16 protein-coding genes are annotated in these 17,451 nt (G+C 41.3%); 2 read left to right on the top strand and 14 right to left on the bottom strand.

Annotated elements, in window-relative coordinates; all coding sequences use genetic code 11:
* Positions 1-135: 135 nt before the first annotated feature.
* The 5 genes from secF to queA form a co-directional block, all read right to left on the bottom strand.
* Complete coding sequence (secF, locus tag FW757_RS05080; protein WP_149980534.1) at positions 136-1,083, bottom strand: protein translocase subunit SecF; 948 nt, start codon at positions 1,081-1,083, stop codon at positions 136-138.
* A gap of 9 nt (positions 1,084-1,092) precedes the next feature.
* Complete coding sequence (gene secD / locus FW757_RS05075; protein ID WP_145238253.1) at positions 1,093-2,952, bottom strand: protein translocase subunit SecD; 1,860 nt, start codon at positions 2,950-2,952, stop codon at positions 1,093-1,095.
* A gap of 19 nt (positions 2,953-2,971) precedes the next feature.
* On the bottom strand, positions 2,972-3,310 hold the full coding sequence (gene yajC, locus FW757_RS05070; RefSeq protein WP_182732013.1) for a preprotein translocase subunit YajC: 339 nt from the start codon (positions 3,308-3,310) through the stop codon (positions 2,972-2,974).
* 25 nt (positions 3,311-3,335) lie between these two features.
* Positions 3,336-4,463 carry a tRNA guanosine(34) transglycosylase Tgt gene (gene tgt / locus FW757_RS05065; RefSeq protein WP_145238250.1) on the bottom strand — a complete coding sequence of 376 codons (1,128 nt, stop codon included), beginning with the start codon at positions 4,461-4,463 and terminating at the stop codon, positions 3,336-3,338.
* Positions 4,464-4,637: 174 nt separating this feature from the next.
* Positions 4,638-5,669 (bottom strand): tRNA preQ1(34) S-adenosylmethionine ribosyltransferase-isomerase QueA, encoded by a 1,032-nt coding sequence (gene queA / locus FW757_RS05060; protein WP_182719211.1) that lies wholly within the window; start codon positions 5,667-5,669, stop codon positions 4,638-4,640.
* Between the two features lie 168 nt (positions 5,670-5,837).
* Here queA and FW757_RS05055 point away from each other — a divergent pair, with 168 nt between their 5' ends.
* On the top strand, positions 5,838-8,363 hold the full coding sequence (locus FW757_RS05055) for an EAL domain-containing protein (RefSeq protein ID WP_182719206.1): 2,526 nt from the start codon (positions 5,838-5,840) through the stop codon (positions 8,361-8,363).
* A 203-nt stretch (positions 8,364-8,566) separates the two neighbouring features.
* Positions 8,567-8,791 carry a hypothetical protein gene (locus FW757_RS05050; protein WP_446440930.1) on the top strand — a complete coding sequence of 75 codons (225 nt, stop codon included), beginning with the start codon at positions 8,567-8,569 and terminating at the stop codon, positions 8,789-8,791.
* 63 nt (positions 8,792-8,854) lie between these two features.
* Here the strand turns inward: FW757_RS05050 and FW757_RS05045 are convergent, their stop codons facing one another.
* The 9 genes from FW757_RS05045 to pstA all read right to left on the bottom strand — a co-directional run bounded on the left by FW757_RS05045 (position 8,855) and on the right by pstA (position 17,445).
* Positions 8,855-9,766, bottom strand: coding sequence for a hypothetical protein (locus FW757_RS05045; RefSeq protein WP_446440929.1), 912 nt, complete (start codon positions 9,764-9,766; stop codon positions 8,855-8,857).
* Positions 9,767-9,777: 11 nt separating this feature from the next.
* Entirely contained in the window at positions 9,778-10,368 is a 591-nt protein-coding gene (locus FW757_RS05040) for a hypothetical protein (RefSeq protein ID WP_446440928.1), read from the bottom strand.
* Positions 10,361-10,903, bottom strand: coding sequence for an RNA polymerase sigma factor (locus FW757_RS05035; protein ID WP_182719203.1), 543 nt, complete (start codon positions 10,901-10,903; stop codon positions 10,361-10,363). Before FW757_RS05035 ends, FW757_RS05040 begins: the two co-directional genes overlap by 8 nt.
* A 111-nt stretch (positions 10,904-11,014) precedes the next feature.
* Complete coding sequence (locus FW757_RS05030) at positions 11,015-11,935, bottom strand: hydrogen peroxide-inducible genes activator (RefSeq protein WP_149980528.1); 921 nt, start codon at positions 11,933-11,935, stop codon at positions 11,015-11,017.
* A 92-nt stretch (positions 11,936-12,027) separates the two neighbouring features.
* The gene (locus FW757_RS05025; RefSeq protein ID WP_182719201.1) at positions 12,028-13,296 is read right to left on the bottom strand and encodes an inorganic phosphate transporter; all 1,269 of its coding nucleotides are present in this window, start codon (positions 13,294-13,296) and stop codon (positions 12,028-12,030) included.
* A 39-nt stretch (positions 13,297-13,335) separates the two neighbouring features.
* Positions 13,336-14,013, bottom strand: coding sequence for a TIGR00153 family protein (locus FW757_RS05020; RefSeq protein WP_145238222.1), 678 nt, complete (start codon positions 14,011-14,013; stop codon positions 13,336-13,338).
* A 171-nt stretch (positions 14,014-14,184) separates the two neighbouring features.
* Entirely contained in the window at positions 14,185-14,886 is a 702-nt protein-coding gene (gene phoU, locus FW757_RS05015; protein ID WP_064668157.1) for a phosphate signaling complex protein PhoU, read from the bottom strand.
* A 54-nt stretch (positions 14,887-14,940) separates the two neighbouring features.
* Complete coding sequence (gene pstB, locus FW757_RS05010; RefSeq protein WP_145238219.1) at positions 14,941-15,768, bottom strand: phosphate ABC transporter ATP-binding protein PstB; 828 nt, start codon at positions 15,766-15,768, stop codon at positions 14,941-14,943.
* Between the two features lie 27 nt (positions 15,769-15,795).
* A complete protein-coding gene (gene pstA, locus FW757_RS05005; RefSeq protein ID WP_149980527.1) occupies positions 15,796-17,445 on the bottom strand; it encodes a phosphate ABC transporter permease PstA in 1,650 nt (549 codons plus the stop codon).
* Between the last annotated feature and the right edge of the window lie 6 nt (positions 17,446-17,451).

The raw sequence follows: 17,451 nt of genomic DNA, 5'->3' as shown, positions 1-17,451 counted from the left end.
CAGCGCGGTGGCAAGCCACTAGCCCACAAGTGATTAAGCATCAAAGTAACTTTAAACTCTCGTAGGCGGCACAAACACTTAAAAGCAAAAAACCGCTCAATGAGCGGTTTTTTAAACGTAAACTTAGATTTATACCTATGGCATAGCGTCTAAATCTGCGCCTTCTTTTTCGATAACTTCTGGTATTAAGTCTTCTTTACTTACGCCCATCGCAATCGCAACGGCACTAGCAACATAAATCGAAGAATAAGTACCAATAAACACACCAAATAACAGCGCTGTAGCAAAACCATGAATAGTTTGACCACCCCAAGCAAACAAGGCGATTAATACTAAAATAGTGGTAATTGAAGTTACTAGAGTACGGTTAAGTGTTTGCGTTAATGAAATATCAATGATCTCAACAGTATCGTCGATACGCACTTTGCGGAAGTTCTCACGAATACGGTCAGATACAACGATAGTATCATTAAGAGAGTAACCTATTACCGCCAGTATTGCCGCCAATATGGTTAAGTCGAACTCTAACCCTAATACTGAAAACAAACCTAAAGTAATGATTACATCGTGTAAAAGTGCCGACACTGCGCCTACCGCAAAACGCCACTCAAAGCGAAATGCCACATAGATCAAGATACAAATAAGCGCAGTTAACATGGCAAGGCCACCCTGCTCTTTTAAATCTTCACCTACACTTGGGCCAACAAACTCAATTCGACGCATTACTACGCTATCATCGGCTTTTTTAAGTGCATCAATTACTTGGTTACCAATTACTTCGGCTTTAACATCATCACCACGCGGTGCTAAGCGAACCAAAATCTCTTGGCTTGAACCGAACAATTGTACTGATGCATCTGCAAAACCATTTTCAGCTAACACTGAACGTACTTTCTTTAAGTCTGCTGGTTGTGCAAAACCGACTTCTACAGCAGTACCGCCCGTAAAATCTAAGCCAAAGTTTAAACCTTTAACGAAGAACGATGCGAACGATGCCAAAATAAGTAGCGTTGAGATGCTCATAGCAACTTTGCGCAGCGACATAAACCCTAAAGTTCTGCCGCCTAATTTTAAAATTTGCATATCTGCTCCTTAAATTGACAGCTTATCAATGCGCTTACCACCAATACATAAGTTGATTACCGCACGGGTACCAACAATGGCTGTAAACATTGAGGTGATAATACCTATCGCAAGTGTCACTGCGAAACCAGCAATTGGGCCTGTACCCACTGCGAACAAGATAATCGCAGCAATTAAGGTGGTAATATTGGCATCAAAAATTGTACTAAAAGCACTATCATAACCATGATGAACAGCCTGTTGCGGACTACGTCCATCGGCCAGCTCTTCGCGAATACGCTCAAATATTAGTACGTTGGCATCAACTGCCATACCTACCGTTAGTACGATACCAGCAATACCTGGCAGTGTTAGTGCAGCGCCTGGGATCAACGACATAACACCCACAATCAATACTAAGTTAGCTGCTAAGGCAATATTAGCGACTAAGCCAAAACCTTTGTAATAAACTAACATAAAGATCAGTACAAACAGGAAGCCTAAAGCAACCGCCGTCATACCTGCTTCGATATTTTCTTGACCTAAGCTTGGCCCTACCGTGCGCTCTTCAACAATTTGAATTGGCGCAACAAGTGCTCCAGCACGTAGTAATAAACTTAAGTTATGTGCTTCTGCAGGGTTATCAATGCCGGTGATGCGAAACGAACGATCAAGACGCGCTTGTATAGTTGCAACGTTGATCACTTCTTCCACCTTAATTGGTGGTAGCGCTTTACCGTTTTCGTCTGTTTTACCAGAGGGCTTATACTCTATAAATACCGTCGCCATACGCTTGCCAATAGCACGCTTAGTGAAAGCATTCATTTTCGCGCCGCCTTTGCTATCAAGGCTAATACTTACTTGCGGACGTTGGTATTCATCGGCACCCGATTGCGCACCAGTAATGTGACTACCTTCGAGAATAATGCGTTTTTTAAGTACCACTGGGTAGCCATCACGGCTCATGATCATTTCAGTACCAGGCGGAATACGCCCTTGCGCTGCTGCCGTTGGATCGGCATTTTCGTCTACTTCACGAAACTCAAGGGTTGCTGTAGCACCCAAAATCTCTTTCGCACGCGCAGTATCTTGAACACCTGGTAGCTGCACAATAATACGCTCTGCACCTTGACGTTGTACGTTAGGCTCAGCAACACCGATTTGGTTAATACGGTTACGGATAATGGTTTCGTTTTGCTTGATAGCATAGTCACGAATTTCTTTGAGTTTTTGCTCGCTGATGGTGGCATAAAACGCGTTATCGTTAGAGCTATCATCAATGTAGTTATGTAATGGATAGCGTGACTGTAAAAAACGCTCTGCCGCATCTTTATCTTCTGCGCTGCGCATCTCCACACGAATACGTTCAGTACCAGCTACACGACGTACCGTGCGATAGCGTAGTTTTTCTTCACGTAAATCACTTTTATAGTCTTGATCCATTTGCTCCAGCGCGTTATCAACCGCTGTCACCATGTCAATTTCCATCGTAAAGTGAACACCGCCACTTAAATCCAAGCCCAATTTCATTGGATTGCCGCCAAGGGCTTTTAACCAATGAGGTTGCGCCGGGGCCATGTTAATGGCTGAGATGTAATCGTCGCTCAATGAATCACGCAATAAATCTTGCGCTTTAAGCTGCTCTTCAACATTTTTAAAGCGGATCAACACTTGACCGTTTTCGAACTTAACTGATTTTACGGTAACATTGTGCTCTTTGAGGGTCGCATTTACTTTGTCTACTACAGCTAGATCTGCATCAGTTCCTTTAGTACCTGAAATTTGTATGGCCGGATCACGACCATACAAATTAGGAGAGGCATATAAAAGACCTACCGCAATCACAGCTAGAACAAGTAAATACTTCCATAATGGAAACTTGTTTAACACGTGGGCGTCCTTATTATTATTATAGCGACTTCATTGTGCCTTTAGGCAATACTGCTGACACTGCTGATTTTTGTACAGTTACTTCAGCTTGATCGTTAAGTGAAATAACAATGAAATCTTTATCGTCAGAGATTTTAGCGATTTTACCCACTAAACCACCTTGAGTAAGAACTTCGTCGCCTTTTGCCATCGCATTCATCAGCGCTTTATGCTCTTTTACACGCTTAGCTTGTGGACGGTAAATCAAGAAGTAAAATACTAAGCCAAAGATAGCTAGCATGATCAACATCTCATAACCACCACCGGCTGGCGCTGCACCTGCCGCACTTGCGTGGGCGTTTGAAATAAATAAACTCATAACACTTCCTCTTTAATTTTTAAATTTAATTTGTGGTATCTGCAAGCTCTGGCACTTCTTGGCCGCGGCGTGCATAAAAATCATTTACGAATTCATCTAACTTACCGTCACCGATCGCATTACGTAAACCTTCCATAACACGCTGATAGTAACGTAAGTTATGAATTGTGTTTAGTCGTGCACCTAAAATTTCGTTACATTTATCAAGATGATGTAGGTACGCGCGCGAATAGTTCTTACAAGTATGGCAATCACACTCAGGATCAAGTGGGCCGGTATCTGTTTTGTGCACAGCATTACGAATTTTCACAATGCCACCAGTTATAAATAAATGTCCATTACGCGCATTACGAGTTGGCATTACACAGTCAAACATATCGATACCGCGACGAACGGCTTCAACTAAGTCTTCAGGTTTACCTACACCCATAAGGTAACGGGGTTTGTTCTCTGGCATTTTATAAGCACAGTGATCAAGAATGTTAATCATCTCATTTTTTGGCTCACCGACCGATAAACCACCGAGTGCGTAGCCATCAAAACCAATTTCTTCAAGACCTTGTTGTGACTGAGCACGCAACTCCGGATACATACCACCTTGGATAATACCAAATAAAGCTGATGGATTGTCACCGTGACCTTCTTTTGAACGCTTAGCCCAACGAAGTGATAACTCCATTGAATCTTTAGCTTCTTTTTCGGTGGCAGGATAAGGCGTACATTCGTCAAAAATCATTACGATGTCTGAACCTAAATCACGCTGCACTTGCATGGCTTTTTCTGGTGAAAGCATAATTTTTTCACCGTTAACAGGCGAGCTAAACAATACACCTTCTTCGGTAATTTTACGCATTGCGCCTAAGCTAAACACTTGAAAACCGCCTGAGTCGGTTAAAATTGGTTTATCCCAATTCATAAAACCATGTAATCCACCATGCTGCTTGATGATTTCAGTACCAGGGCGAAGCATTAAATGGAAGGTGTTACCTAGGCAAATATGCGCACCAGTGTCTTTGACTTCATCTGGGGTCATACCTTTGACAGTACCGTAAGTACCTACTGGCATAAATGCTGGCGTTTCGACTACGCCTCTATCAAAAATCAAGCGGCCGCGGCGGGCTTTACCGTCTGTACGGTCTAATTCAAACTTCATATCATCCTCAAATGTCAGAAAAACAGTCCAACAAGCTATAATTTAACCGCTCGATTCTACCCTTTTTGTAAAACCATTACTATTAATTGGGCTCAAAGCTGAAATTAAAAGTGCAAAAATCAAAACTAAAAAGCCCAACGCAATGCTGGGCTTTAAGTGCTTTTATAGAAAAAACTATTTACGGGTTAAAAACATCGCATCGCCGTAGCTAAAAAAGCGGTATTTTTGTGCAATTGCAGTTTGGTATGCACTCATAATATTATCTTGCCCAGCAAATGCACTAACCAACATGATCAATGTCGATTCTGACAAGTGAAAATTAGTGACCATGGCATCAACTACGTTAAATTGATAACCTGGGTAAATAAAAATATCGGTGTCACCAAAGTAACTGGCTAATTGGCCGCCATGTATCTTAGCTGCTGATTCCAATGAACGTACCGAAGTTGTGCCTACCGCAATCACTCTGCCGCCGTTAGCTTTGGTTGCAGCGACTGCTGCAACAACATCATCAGGCACTTCAATGTATTCGGAGTGCATTATATGATCATTAACCGAGTCTACGCGCACCGGCTGGAATGTGCCAGCGCCAACATGCAAGGTAACAAATGCCATGTTTACACCCTTGGCTTTTAATGCAGCCATGAGCGTATCGTCAAAATGTAGACCGGCAGTTGGCGCTGCAACCGCGCCAGGTTTTTCACCGTAGACTGTTTGATAGCGTTTGCGGTCTTCGTCAGTATCTGGACGGTCAATATAAGGCGGCAGTGGCATATGACCAATATCGTTTAAAATTTCCAGAACGTTTTGCTCACCTGTAAACTCTAGTTCAAACAATTCGCCATGACGACCCACCATAGTCGCCTGCGCTTTACCTTCGAGAATAAGTTCTGTACCTGGTTTTGGTGATTTACTGGCGCGTACATGAGCCAGCACGCGATGCTCATCAAGCACGCGCTCTACCAGCACTTCAAGTTTACCGCCAGATGCTTTTTGGCCATACATACGAGCAGGGATCACTTTGGTATTATTAAATACCAACAAGTCATTTTCATTTACTAAATCAAGAATATCGCTAAATATTTTATGTTCTACAGCGCCACTTGGGCCATCTAAGGTTAATAAGCGACTGCTGGTTCGATCCTGTTTAGGAAAACGAGCAATTAATTCATCAGGTAAGTCAAAGCTAAAATCAGCCACGCGCATAGGATATATCCAGATCAAAAAAGTCGCGCCAAGTTTAACTGTATCGTGCTATTAGCTCAACCAACGGCTTTAATTAAAATACAATGGAATGTTCTCTTGTGGTTCGAGACAAATGGCATTATTCTACTCAACTTGATTAGAGCTAGGTTGATAAGAGGTGTGACATAAATGGCTAAGCAGCTAACTTTGCTGATCTTAAACGCCAGTGTCGCTGAGCGTCAGGCTGTTAAGTCAACCTTAAATCGGCTCAATGTATTTACTTTCCTTGAAGTGGCCGATAGCCAACAAGCCCTCGAAATTCTTAAATCTCAAGCGGTCGATGTCATTATTACCGGTCTAAATGTTGGTAAAATCGATGGCTGGCGATTTTCTCGGATGATCCGTTCAGGGTTATTAAAAACCCCAAAAAACACACCAATTGTGCTTACTCCGCCTATCTATTGTGAGCGAATAGCCGAAACGACAGCACGCAGTTATGGCATAGATGCGGTATTACCATTTGAACGCCAAGATATGCTGCCACAGGTACTGGCAAATGTATTATCAACGCATTTAGAAAAAAGCAGTCGCTTAGATTTGTTGCTGCTCGAAACCGACAGTAGTAAAGCCGCCGAAATAACGCAACAACTACAGCTAAACTTTGCCTGCACCCATGTTTCTAGTAATAAACAAGCATTATCAATCTATTTGCAGCAAAAGTTTGCCATTGTGTTACTTGATGCAACCGCAGCACACGCAGGAGCTGCCAGTCAATTAGTTGAAGAGATTTTACAACACAACCCAAAACAAGCCATTGTAACTATTATTGATACAAAAGATGCCGATCATGCTGAACAACTATTGCTTTCAGGGGTTACTGATTTTATTCGTGCACCGTATGAACAAACCTTGTTAAGTAAAGTATGCGACCATGCTGCGCGCCGTGAAGATTTTATGGTCAGTTATGCAGAGTTTGCACAAAAAGTAGAACAGCTAAGTCAAAGTCAAAGCCGCTATAAGGAGCTATTTTCAGCCCATCAGCGGATACTATTACATCTTAATACTGTGGTGCTTGAATTTGATCAACAAGGCCGCATTCGTTTTATCAACCCTGCGTGGGAAGCACTCAGTGGGTTTGGCATAAAACAAACCTTGAGCAAAGCACTCTCTGACTTTTGTATCAATGATTGCAAAGATAAACTACTGCAAACAATTAGCAGTATTTTGCATGGCGGTGCCTTGCAACAGCAGGTTGAAGTGCAAATTATTCATAAAGATGGTCAAGCTATTTGGGTTGAGTGCCGCTTACAACTAATCAAAAACAGCAGTAATGCTGCCACGATCACCGCCACAATAGATAATATTCATGAGCGCAAACAAGCTGAATTACAGCTGCGCCATTTAGCGCTTCATGACACCTTAACCGGCTTACATAACCGCTATTATTTTGATCAACAACTCAATCGAATTTGCCAGCCGCAACGCACTAATGGCGACATAGAACACGCTTTAATTTATATTGACCTCGATCATTTTAAAATAATTAATGACAGTAAAGGTCATCAACAAGGCGATATAGTTCTTAAAGAAGTTGCGCAACTATTTAACGCCAATATCAGTGATGAACACTTAGTGTGTCGCATTGGTGGTGATGAATTTGCGGTGATCTTAAATAATATGAATCTGCTTGATGCACACTTGATAGCTGAAAGTATTTGTATGGCTATTGAAGGTCACCAGTTTAAATCTGAAGAACAAGTTTATTCAATTAGCTGCTCAATTGGCTTAACGCAAATAACAGCAGCGAACCATGATCCGAGTGAATGCTTAAAACAAGCTGATATTGCCTTGTACGTTGCTAAAAGCTTAGGCCGTAATTTGGTTCATTGTTACTCTAAAGAAGATGCCAGCCATAACACCTTGCAAGCTGGATTAGAGTGGGGACACAGCATTCGCCAAGCATTACAACAAAACCAAATTGAATTACATTACCAGCCGATTTGGGACTTTAAACATGGTGGTGTCGCTTATTTTGAAGCACTGTTACGCTTAAAACTCGACGGTGAACTGGTTTATCCAAACCAATTTATTCCGTCACTTGAATTATTGAACGACACTTACTTAATGGATCAATGTGTGATCAGCAATGCAATTTCTGCCATTGCCGCTAACCCTGAGCTAAATCAAGTTGCAATAAACCTATCTGCGCAATCGTTTTTAGATGAACGCCTATTACCGCATATCGAATCGACCCTTGAAAAGTGCGATATCAGCCCTACCCGGGTTATTTTTGAGATCACCGAGTCCGCCAGTATCAATAATTTAACTGCCACTCGTGCGATGATCGAAAAGCTCAATCGCTTGGGCTGTCATTTTTCAATTGATGACTTTGGCACTGGCTTTAGCACCTTTAATTATCTTAAACAGCTGCCAGCTCAACATGTAAAAATAGACGGTTCGTTTGTTCGCGATATGCTCAATGATCCAATCGACTTGGCGTTAGTTAAAGCAATAAATGATATTAGTCGCTCGCTCAATAAGCGTTCAGTTGCTGAATATGTTGAAAATGAAGAGATCTTTTTAGCACTAAAAGAAATAGGTGTTGATTATGGCCAAGGCTACTTTATTTCACGCCCGGTGCCCGTAGAAAAAATCAAACATCAGTTACAAAAAATTTATCAAAACAAAACTTTTTACGAACAACCACCTAGCTAAAATAGCGAACTTTTCATACAAATCTACGCATTTTTTTACTTCCATCTTGTGATAACTCATCTATACTTTGCTCATCGGGCGATAAATGTCTTGTGATTATGATGATAATCGAAATTTCACATGACATCGTTAAATCATAGCAACATGTCACTTACAAACTAACATGTTGTTATTAGTATCATTGTCAATTTATGGAGTGAATTATGATGCAATTAATAGCGTTACTATTAGCGGTAAACTTAGGGATAACTTACCAATGCTATCGATATGCCAGTATCAAAGGTTACCCGGTTGTAACTTTTACCTGCTTAGGTTTGATCCCCTACTTTAACTTAGTGGTGTGGGTTTATTTGTTATTTTTACCAGATATTACGCCATTCAATAAACAGTTTGAATATGAAGGGCATAACGAAAAGCAGCCTTTATAATACGGCTGCTTGTTGGTCAGGGATAAGTTATTAATTGAGCTCAGTTAATATCAGCTCGGCTAATTAAAATTGGTAGCTAATAGCTTTTTTAGTCAGTTCGCTGGCTTTGATATCGCCGGCGACACACTTTTTAATATCTGATTTATTAAATACTTTTATTAAACTCGTATTTTTATCGCCGAGCCCTTTAAGAACAAAACTCACATGCTCGTCGTTTGGCAGACTACGTAAACCACTACCGTAATCACATAACGTAAGACTGATACTTGTGCTTACTTGCTCCAGTAACTGTTGTTGCTCTGCGGCTTGTTGTTGCTCACGCTCGGCTTGCTTTGCATTGATATTTTGGCGTAGCTGTTGCTGCTGTTTAGTGAGTGTAGTTTGTTGTTTTTCCAGCTTCGCGATATCTTTTTCTAACGCTTTTTTGCGTTGTTCAAGCTGTTTTTCTTCGGCGCTATTATCATGGCGGCTGGCAAACTCTAAATCGCGCTTTTCACGCTCTAAATCCCGCAACTTTCGGCCCACATCACGCTCTTGCTCTGCAATTTCGCGCACTTGTTCTGCGCCTTCACGCATTAGTTCCATCGCTTGTTGATAAGCTTCTCGTGATGATTCAACAACATCTTCGGTAATAAACTCTACTTGATCACTGATAATTTCAATATCCATATTAGCAAAATCAATTTCAGGCAGTGGTGGTAACGGCGCATTAGGTGCGTTACTAAAAATAGTCTGCCAGCGGCTAGAGCCTCTTACGTCCAGCTCAAATACCACTCCCTGCTTAACAAAATAGTTGGCTTGAATCGCACGGATCCTTTTATTGGTATCTTGCTTTAACGCGCTGCTTAAAATGTTTTCCATTATTGCTGCTTCACGCTGTATTGATGCCAACTCCGCTGGGGCTTGCGCAGATACATTAGCACTTAAACACCCAAGTATGGCCATTATGGCGCTGCTGATAAGTTTTTTATTCATGCTCTATACTCCTAATTTCTCGCAATCGCGGCTGTTGGCTGCTCTTGTACTTGTTCGGCTAAATCATTTAATTGCATCCGTAGATACGCTTGATCTTGAGCTCGCTGGGTTTTGATGTAAGTAATTAAACTGGCAATATCTTCTTGGCGTTCAACTCGTCCTGTTGCAATGGCCTCTTTTGCTAATTGATACATCTGCTGTTGCTGCAATTGATTTTGCGCAGTAATAATTTTTTGCATTTGGTCAATTTGCTTTTGTTGAGACTGCAATAAATGTGTTTGTTTCGTTACTTGTGCAAGTAACCCCTGCGCATCTGATTGCGGTAAAACTAAAAAGATTAACGAACAAACCAATACTGATGCTGCAACAGCCCACGTTCCAGCGACGCTAAACACACGCACAGCAGAGAACTGCGATATTGTTGATTGGCGATCCCAGATTGGTACAGGTACAGCCTTATAGTCACGGCTATGCTGTTGCCATACTTGCGCTTGGCTCATCAACGCTGCATATTCGGGATCATTTTCGAGCTGCTGCAATTGTTTATCGCTCAAAACTTTACCATCTAACCATTGCTCAAAAAGCGACTCTAAACTAGCCATCTACGGCCTCCAAATGAACTTTTAATTTTCCTAATGCACTGTATAACCGCGACTTAGCAGTATTAGTTGAAATATCTAATTGCTCAGCAATCTCTTCAAAGGTGCAATGCTGGAAAAATTTCAACTCCACCACTAAACGCTGCTCCCACGGTAACTTATTCAACATACTTTTTAATTGCTGATGCTGGGCCTGAGCTACACTATTGCCTTCTAATTCACTGTGTTCACAGGCTTGTTCTGGCACATCATCTAAGCTCTGATAATGCTTGCGACGGCGGTAGTATTCAACGCTACGCCGATGCACAATTTGAAATACCCAAGTATTAAAACTCGACTCACCACGAAAGTTCGGCAGACTTTTATACACCGAAATAAACACCTCTTGCATTAAGTCCATGGCATCATCTGGGTTACTTAGCATCCGCAAACAATAGTTATAAACTTGGCTTTCATGCTGCTTAACCAGCTTAAGCCAGGCGCGCTTATTTCCTTGTTGTGCTTTGGCGATTAATGTTTCTATTGATTGAAAAAACACGATTCTCGATGCTTAGTTATTTTACTTATGAGGTTAGTCGATAGAGTGAAGCAGATATTTTGGAAAAGATAAAAATAAATGAAAATAAATAAAAAAGCTCACCTAAATGAGCTATTCATCTGCCATTAAACGGCATTGCTGCTTTAAAAAGCTTTCTAGCATTTGGCTAAATAAACGAAAATCTCGAATACGACCGGTTGTTTTGCGCCACAGAATGCCAATATCGCGGTAAGCGTCACTTTGTGAGGGAGTGGCAAGCATGTTTTTGTTCGCTAAAATACCCGCGTTAATCGCCATTTGCGGCAAGAAAGTCACACCGAACTGGTGCTCAACCATGCTAAGTAAGGTGTGTAAGCTCGCCGCTTCAAACGGATTGATACAGCTTGAACGATTTAAATGACAAGCACTTAATGCGTGCCCTGTCATACAATGTTCTCGCTCTAATAAGAACACGCTGGCTTCCGGTAACAAGTTAAAATCTTCTATATTCTTAGCAGGTAAATAGTCTTTATGATGTACTAAGCAAAAGTGATCTTGCGCGAGTACTTGAGTATGAAATTTATCAGTATCGTAAGGTAGTGCCAACAGCGCCATATCGATATGGCCATGCTCGAGTTTATCTAACAAGCTATCACTGGTGTCTTCAACCAGTACCAACTCTAAATCGGCAAACTGTTGCTGACAAAGGTGGTAGAGAGGTGCCGCAATAAAACTAGCAATCGTTGGAATAACTCCAAGTGTGAGCGTACCGCTTAGCGGTGTTAAATGGCTTTTAGTCAGCTCTCTAACACTTAGCGTATCGTCAATAATTTTGCGTGCCCGCTCTACTACCTCTTCGCCGATAGCTGTGAACATCAAACTACGATTTTCACGCTCTATGAGTTGGCAACCGAGTGTTTCTTCAAGGGTTTGAATTGCACTGCTGAGTGTTGATTGACCAATAAAACACGCACTTGCGGCGCGGCCAAAATGTTGATGCTGATGAACTGCCAATAAATACTGCAGCTGTTTAATACTTGGTAAGTTCGTCATACTTTTTGTACCCACAAATAAAAAGACCCCAACACCAAGGGCGTTGAGATCTTTTCAAGCTAAAAGTCTGTAATACTTAAAGACTGCTGGATTTAAACTCCAAAGGCAGTTCTCAGTATGTAGAAAATAACAATAGCAAGGGCAGCGCCAACTGGCAATGTAATTACCCAAGAAACTACAATGTTTCTGATCACACCCATATTAAGTGCAGCAATTCCACGTGCCATACCTACCCCTAATACCGCGCCAACTAAGGTTTGTGTAGTAGAAATTGGTAAGCCTGTTCCCGATGCAATTACAACTGTAGAAGCAGCAGCTAATTCAGCAGCAAAACCACGACTTGGTGTTAAATGCGTAATGCCTTCACCAATCGTTTTAATTACTTTTTTGCCTAAAATTGCAAGGCCTGCAACAATACCGAAACCACCCAGTGGTAAAATCCACCATGCGATTGTCGCTTGCTTAGCTATCTCACCGTTATTTTCAACAATGTTTACAACTGCAGCCAACGGACCAATAGCGTTAGCCACGTCATTAGAACCATGAGCAAATGCCATACAACATGCGGTTAATACCATTAAGATAGCAAACACTTTCTCAACGTTATTAAATTGCATTTTCTTATCGGCTTTTGGATCAATCTTTAACCGAGAAATAACGATTTTACCAATAATACCAACAATAACAGCAATACCGATTGCTAATGCATAACCTTCAACAGCACCTAAATTAATACCAATGTGCTTTAAACCTTTCTTGATGGTTACTAAAGACATGATAAAACCGGCTAAACCCATGTAAATAGGCACATAGCGTTTGGCATTATTAAGTGGTGCCTCGGTGTCAAAAATTAACTTTTGCGCACTCATAAATATTAAGTAGGCAATAAACCCTGAAATCGCCGGGGTAACAATCCAACTCCCCACAATACCTGCAACTTTGTCCCATTGAATCGCTTCGCTGCCAACTGCAACTAAAGCAAATCCGATGATAGCACCAATAATTGAATGCGTGGTTGATACCGGCCAACCTAAGAATGAAGCTATTAGCAACCAACTACCCGCTGCAAATAATGCCGAGATCATCCCTAATACCATAAGTTCTGGCAGGTCTAAAAACGGCGTAGAATCGATAATGCCTTTACGAATTGTCGATGTTACTTCGCCGCCAGCTAAGTAGGCGCCTGCAAATTCAAAAATCATCGCTATAAAAATAGCTTGTTTAATAGTTAATGCTTTTGAACCTACCGATGTGCCCATCGCATTAGCAACGTCATTCGCGCCAATACCATAAGCCATAAAAAAACCGACTGCTGCGGCAATTAAAATTAATACCGTGCCATAAGATGCAATGATATCCATTGTGTAACCCTAATCTTTCGTTATTGAACTGAGTGTAAATTACCGAGCTAACATCAGCTCAAGACGCGAACCAACGCGTTCTGCGATATCCGCAAGCTCGCCGACCCATTCGATGATTTTATATAAAAACATTACATCTACAGGATTGAGTTCATCTTCGACGTCACGTAATTGGCGACGTATTATGATTTGCATATCATCCGTGTCTTGTTCAATTGCATCCAATTCAACGAGCATTTTTTCTACTAAGGTCACTTCACGACCTTTAAAACCAGTTTCTAGTAACTCATCTAACTCATTGATTGCGTTTGATGCTTGTTTAGTTGCATCAACACAGCGAGTTACATAGGCTAAAAAGTTAACTTGAATTTCTTTTGGAATGGTCATCTCACGACCAATTACACGACCAGCAATGTCTTTTGCTTTATTAGCAATTTTATCTTGCTGGGTGACGAGTTCAAGCAGATCTGTACGCTCTACCGGCATAAATAAACCGCGCGGTAACTGTAAACGTATATTTCTTTTCATGTCGTCGGCTTCACGTTCTAAAGTACGAATGTTCAAGCGAATCTCTTCTGCTTGTTGCCACTCTTCTTTAAATACATGATTGAAAAAAGGGATCAAAGCTTTACTTGCTTGATGTACCTTCTTGATGTGATCTTCCATTGGCTTTATAGGAGATTTTGCGAATACCCCTAAAAATGCGTTTGTAGGCATAACTGACCCTTAAATCAAATTAGTATGCTTTGCGGCGTGAATTTTACAGCATTCACCGCGATTGTGAATGCTTTTATTACATCACAGCTGCCGCTACAGCATTATAATTATAACGAAAACATGAAAAGCGACCATTGGCCGCTTTAATAAAACAAGACGGTATCAAAAAATCTATAACGATTTTTCTATATCCTCTTGAGATGTATGACGAATATCTTTGCCATTAACAAAGTAAATAATGTATTCAGAGATATTTTGACAACGGTCGCCAATACGTTCCAATGAACGTACCGACCAAACTAAATCCATAATTTTTGGAATTGAACGTGGATCTTCCATCATATAGGTCATAATTTGACGAGTAATTGCTTCATACTCACGGTCAACCTTGGCATCTTCTTTATGTACTTCAAATGCTTTTTGTACATCCATACGTGCAAAAGCATCGAGTACATCATGCAGCATTTTTGAAACTTGGCGACCCATATTTTCGATGTTAACTAATAAATCTTGCTGATCTTTAGTAAATGAATCTAGCGCAACTTTAGCAATACGCTCAGCTTCATCGCCAATACGCTCTAAATCGGCAATGGTTTTAGCAATCGCGACTACTAAGCGTAAATCACTTGCAGCTGGCTGACGACGAGCAATGATACGGGTACATTCCTCATCAATATTTACTTCCATGGCGTTTACTTTATAGTCGTTTTCACGCACTTTACGCGCTAACTCAGCATCGCCATTACTTACCGCATCAAGCGCGCTATTAAGTTGCTGCTCAACTAAGCCACCCATGCTTAATACATGGTTGCGAACGTTTTCTAGCTCTTGGTTAAAGCGGCCAGAAATATGCTTATTAATATTGTGTTCCATTGTTTACCTTCTTATCAAAATCGCTAACGTCACCCAAAAACAGTTTGACTCAGCCTAGCCGTAACGACCGGTGATATAATCTTCCGTTTTCTTTTTCGTTGGGGTAGTAAATAACGTATTGGTATCTGAGTACTCTATTAATTCACCCATGTACATAAAGGCCGTTTGATCAGAAACCCGCGCTGCTTGTTGCATGTTGTGGGTTACGATAACAACGGTAAACTTATTTTTTAAATCGTTGATAAGCTCTTCAATTACCAGTGTTGAAATAGGATCCAATGCTGATGTTGGCTCATCGAGTAATAATACTTCAGGCTCAATGGCGATAGAGCGTGCAATCACTAAACGTTGCTGCTGACCACCTGACAAACCAAATGCACTATCGTGAAGCCGATCTTTTACTTCATCCCACAGTGCCGCGCCTCGCAGTGACTGTTCAACCACCTCGTCTAATTTACGTTTTTCTTTGATACCTTGTAAGCGTAGGCCATAAACCACATTTTCGTAGATTGATTTAGGAAACGGGTTCGGACGCTGGAATACCATACCAACATTACGACGCAGCGCTGCAACATCTACCTTTTTGTCATAGATGTTTTGTCCGTGTAGTAAAATTTCACCTTCAATACGGCAAATATCAACCAGATCATTCATACGGTTAATACAGCGCAACAACGTAGATTTACCACACCCTGATGGTCCGATAAATGCGGTTACTTGGCCTTTTGGAATATTCATATTCACTGAGCTAAGCGCTTGTTTTTCACCATAGTAAAGATCTAAGTTTTTGATCTCGAGTGCCGTTTGCTCGGTGCTTAAATTGTCTAAGTCCAATTTCAAACTCGTGCTTGATTGGTTTACTTGTGGAGCGACTGTAATCATGTTTGTTACCTATAGAATCTTTACTAATTATTGATCAAGCGATCTAAATTTTTCACGTAAATGGTTACGTATGCCTATCGCGGTGATATTCAGTGTAATAATTACTGATACCAATAAGAATGCGGTGGCATACACTAGCGGACGTGCCGCTTCTACATTTGGGCTTTGGAAGCCAACGTCGTATATATGAAAACCTAAATGCATGAACTTTCGATCTAGATGAAAATACGGGAAGTTACCATCGAGCGGTAATGTCGGTGCCATTTTCACCACACCCACTAGCATCAATGGTGCAACTTCGCCAGCAGCACGCGCCACCGCTAATATTAAACCGGTCATAATCGCAGGACTGGCCATTGGCACGATAATACGCCATAACGTTTCAGCTTGCGTTGCGCCCAGTGCTAAAGAGCCATGACGAACCGTACTTGGGATACGTGATAAGCCTTCTTCTGTTGATACAATCACCACAGGCAGCGTTAAAATAGCAAGCGTTAAAGCAGACCAAAGTACCCCTGGAGTACCAAATACTGGACTAGGTGAGGCTTCTGGATAAAACAATTGATCCAAACTGCCACCTAATACATAAACAAAGAATCCTAAACCGAATACACCGTAAACAATTGAAGGAACACCAGCCAAGTTAATGACCGCGATACGGATCATCTTGGTAACCGCATTTTTAGCCGCATATTCATGTAAGTATATAGCTGCTACAACCCCAAACGGCGTTACAATTACAGCCATCAACATTACCATAAAAACAGTACCAAAGATTGCCGGGAATACACCACCTTCAGTATTAGCTTCACGCGGATCATCTGAAACAAATTTACCTAGTTGTACAAAGTAGTGACCTAGCTTTGCAACAAAGCTCATGTCATTAGGAAACCAAAAATCCAAAACCTGATATAAAGGCAAAGTAACAATTTCACCGCGCATATCTTTTACGGTTACCTGATCACGCTTAGCTTGTTTGCGCAGTGCAAACAATTGCTTTTCAAGTACGCCATACTCGGCTCTTAGATCTGCACGCTGTTGCGCAAGCTCAGCCACTCGTTCATCGGTCAGTGCATCATCGAGTAAATACGACTTCTCTTGTAAACGTAAACGCTCTAATTGATAGTTAATATGACCAATGTCACCGTTTTGCAAATCAAGCGCTTGCTCATTAAGCTCAACGGCACGTTCAACTAATTCTTCTAATACTTCAGTTTTATTATCGGTGATCACTTGGCCGTCTTTTATTACTTGTTCGACGTAGCCATAAAAATTACCGTTTTTACTGCGTTCAAACACCGCTATAGCCGCAGGCATGGTATTTGATTTTATGTCAGTTTCTATTACCCAACGAAAATCTAAATCAACGTATTCACGGTTACCGGTTTTAATTAAATAACGCTCTAGTTGCTCTTTATCATAACCAGATAAATCAACACCGGTTGCCTCAAGGCGCGATTTAGGCACCATTTCACGGTCGTATATTTCACCAATTACAGTTTGCTGCGCAACCGAGCCCTGTAGCTCTAATTGCACTACTTGTGATGGCCAGAAAAAGCTTAACCCTTTCCAAGCAATCATTGCTAATAACCCTAAGACAGAAATCAAACTGATACTTACTGCACCACCTGTCATCCATATCCAAGGAGAACCTGACTTAAACCACTGCTTTAACATGTCGTG

It is taken from the genome of Pseudoalteromonas sp. 1181_04, assembly GCF_052850545.1.
The sequence above is the reverse complement of the archived record's forward strand: the minus strand, read 5'-3'. Positions and strand labels throughout refer to the sequence as shown.

What these genes read in the sequence shown, in the direction of transcription:
- secF (WP_149980534.1), bottom strand. Translation starts at nt 1,083, where the DNA reads ATGCAAATTTTAAAATTAGGCGGCAGAACTTTAGGGTTTATGTCGCTG.
- FW757_RS05055 (WP_182719206.1), top strand. Translation starts at nt 5,838, where the DNA reads ATGGCTAAGCAGCTAACTTTGCTGATCTTAAACGCCAGTGTCGCTGAG.
- FW757_RS05030 (WP_149980528.1), bottom strand. Translation starts at nt 11,935, where the DNA reads ATGACGAACTTACCAAGTATTAAACAGCTGCAGTATTTATTGGCAGTT.
- phoU (WP_064668157.1), bottom strand. Translation starts at nt 14,886, where the DNA reads ATGGAACACAATATTAATAAGCATATTTCTGGCCGCTTTAACCAAGAG.
- FW757_RS05025 (WP_182719201.1), bottom strand. Translation starts at nt 13,296, where the DNA reads ATGGATATCATTGCATCTTATGGCACGGTATTAATTTTAATTGCCGCA.
- FW757_RS05040 (WP_446440928.1), bottom strand. Translation starts at nt 10,368, where the DNA reads ATGGCTAGTTTAGAGTCGCTTTTTGAGCAATGGTTAGATGGTAAAGTT.
- FW757_RS05020 (WP_145238222.1), bottom strand. Translation starts at nt 14,013, where the DNA reads ATGCCTACAAACGCATTTTTAGGGGTATTCGCAAAATCTCCTATAAAG.
- pstA (WP_149980527.1), bottom strand. Translation starts at nt 17,445, where the DNA reads ATGTTAAAGCAGTGGTTTAAGTCAGGTTCTCCTTGGATATGGATGACA.
- queA (WP_182719211.1), bottom strand. Translation starts at nt 5,669, where the DNA reads ATGCGCGTGGCTGATTTTAGCTTTGACTTACCTGATGAATTAATTGCT.
- FW757_RS05050 (WP_446440930.1), top strand. Translation starts at nt 8,567, where the DNA reads ATGATGCAATTAATAGCGTTACTATTAGCGGTAAACTTAGGGATAACT.
- pstB (WP_145238219.1), bottom strand. Translation starts at nt 15,768, where the DNA reads ATGATTACAGTCGCTCCACAAGTAAACCAATCAAGCACGAGTTTGAAA.
- tgt (WP_145238250.1), bottom strand. Translation starts at nt 4,463, where the DNA reads ATGAAGTTTGAATTAGACCGTACAGACGGTAAAGCCCGCCGCGGCCGC.
- yajC (WP_182732013.1), bottom strand. Translation starts at nt 3,310, where the DNA reads ATGAGTTTATTTATTTCAAACGCCCACGCAAGTGCGGCAGGTGCAGCG.
- FW757_RS05045 (WP_446440929.1), bottom strand. Translation starts at nt 9,766, where the DNA reads ATGAATAAAAAACTTATCAGCAGCGCCATAATGGCCATACTTGGGTGT.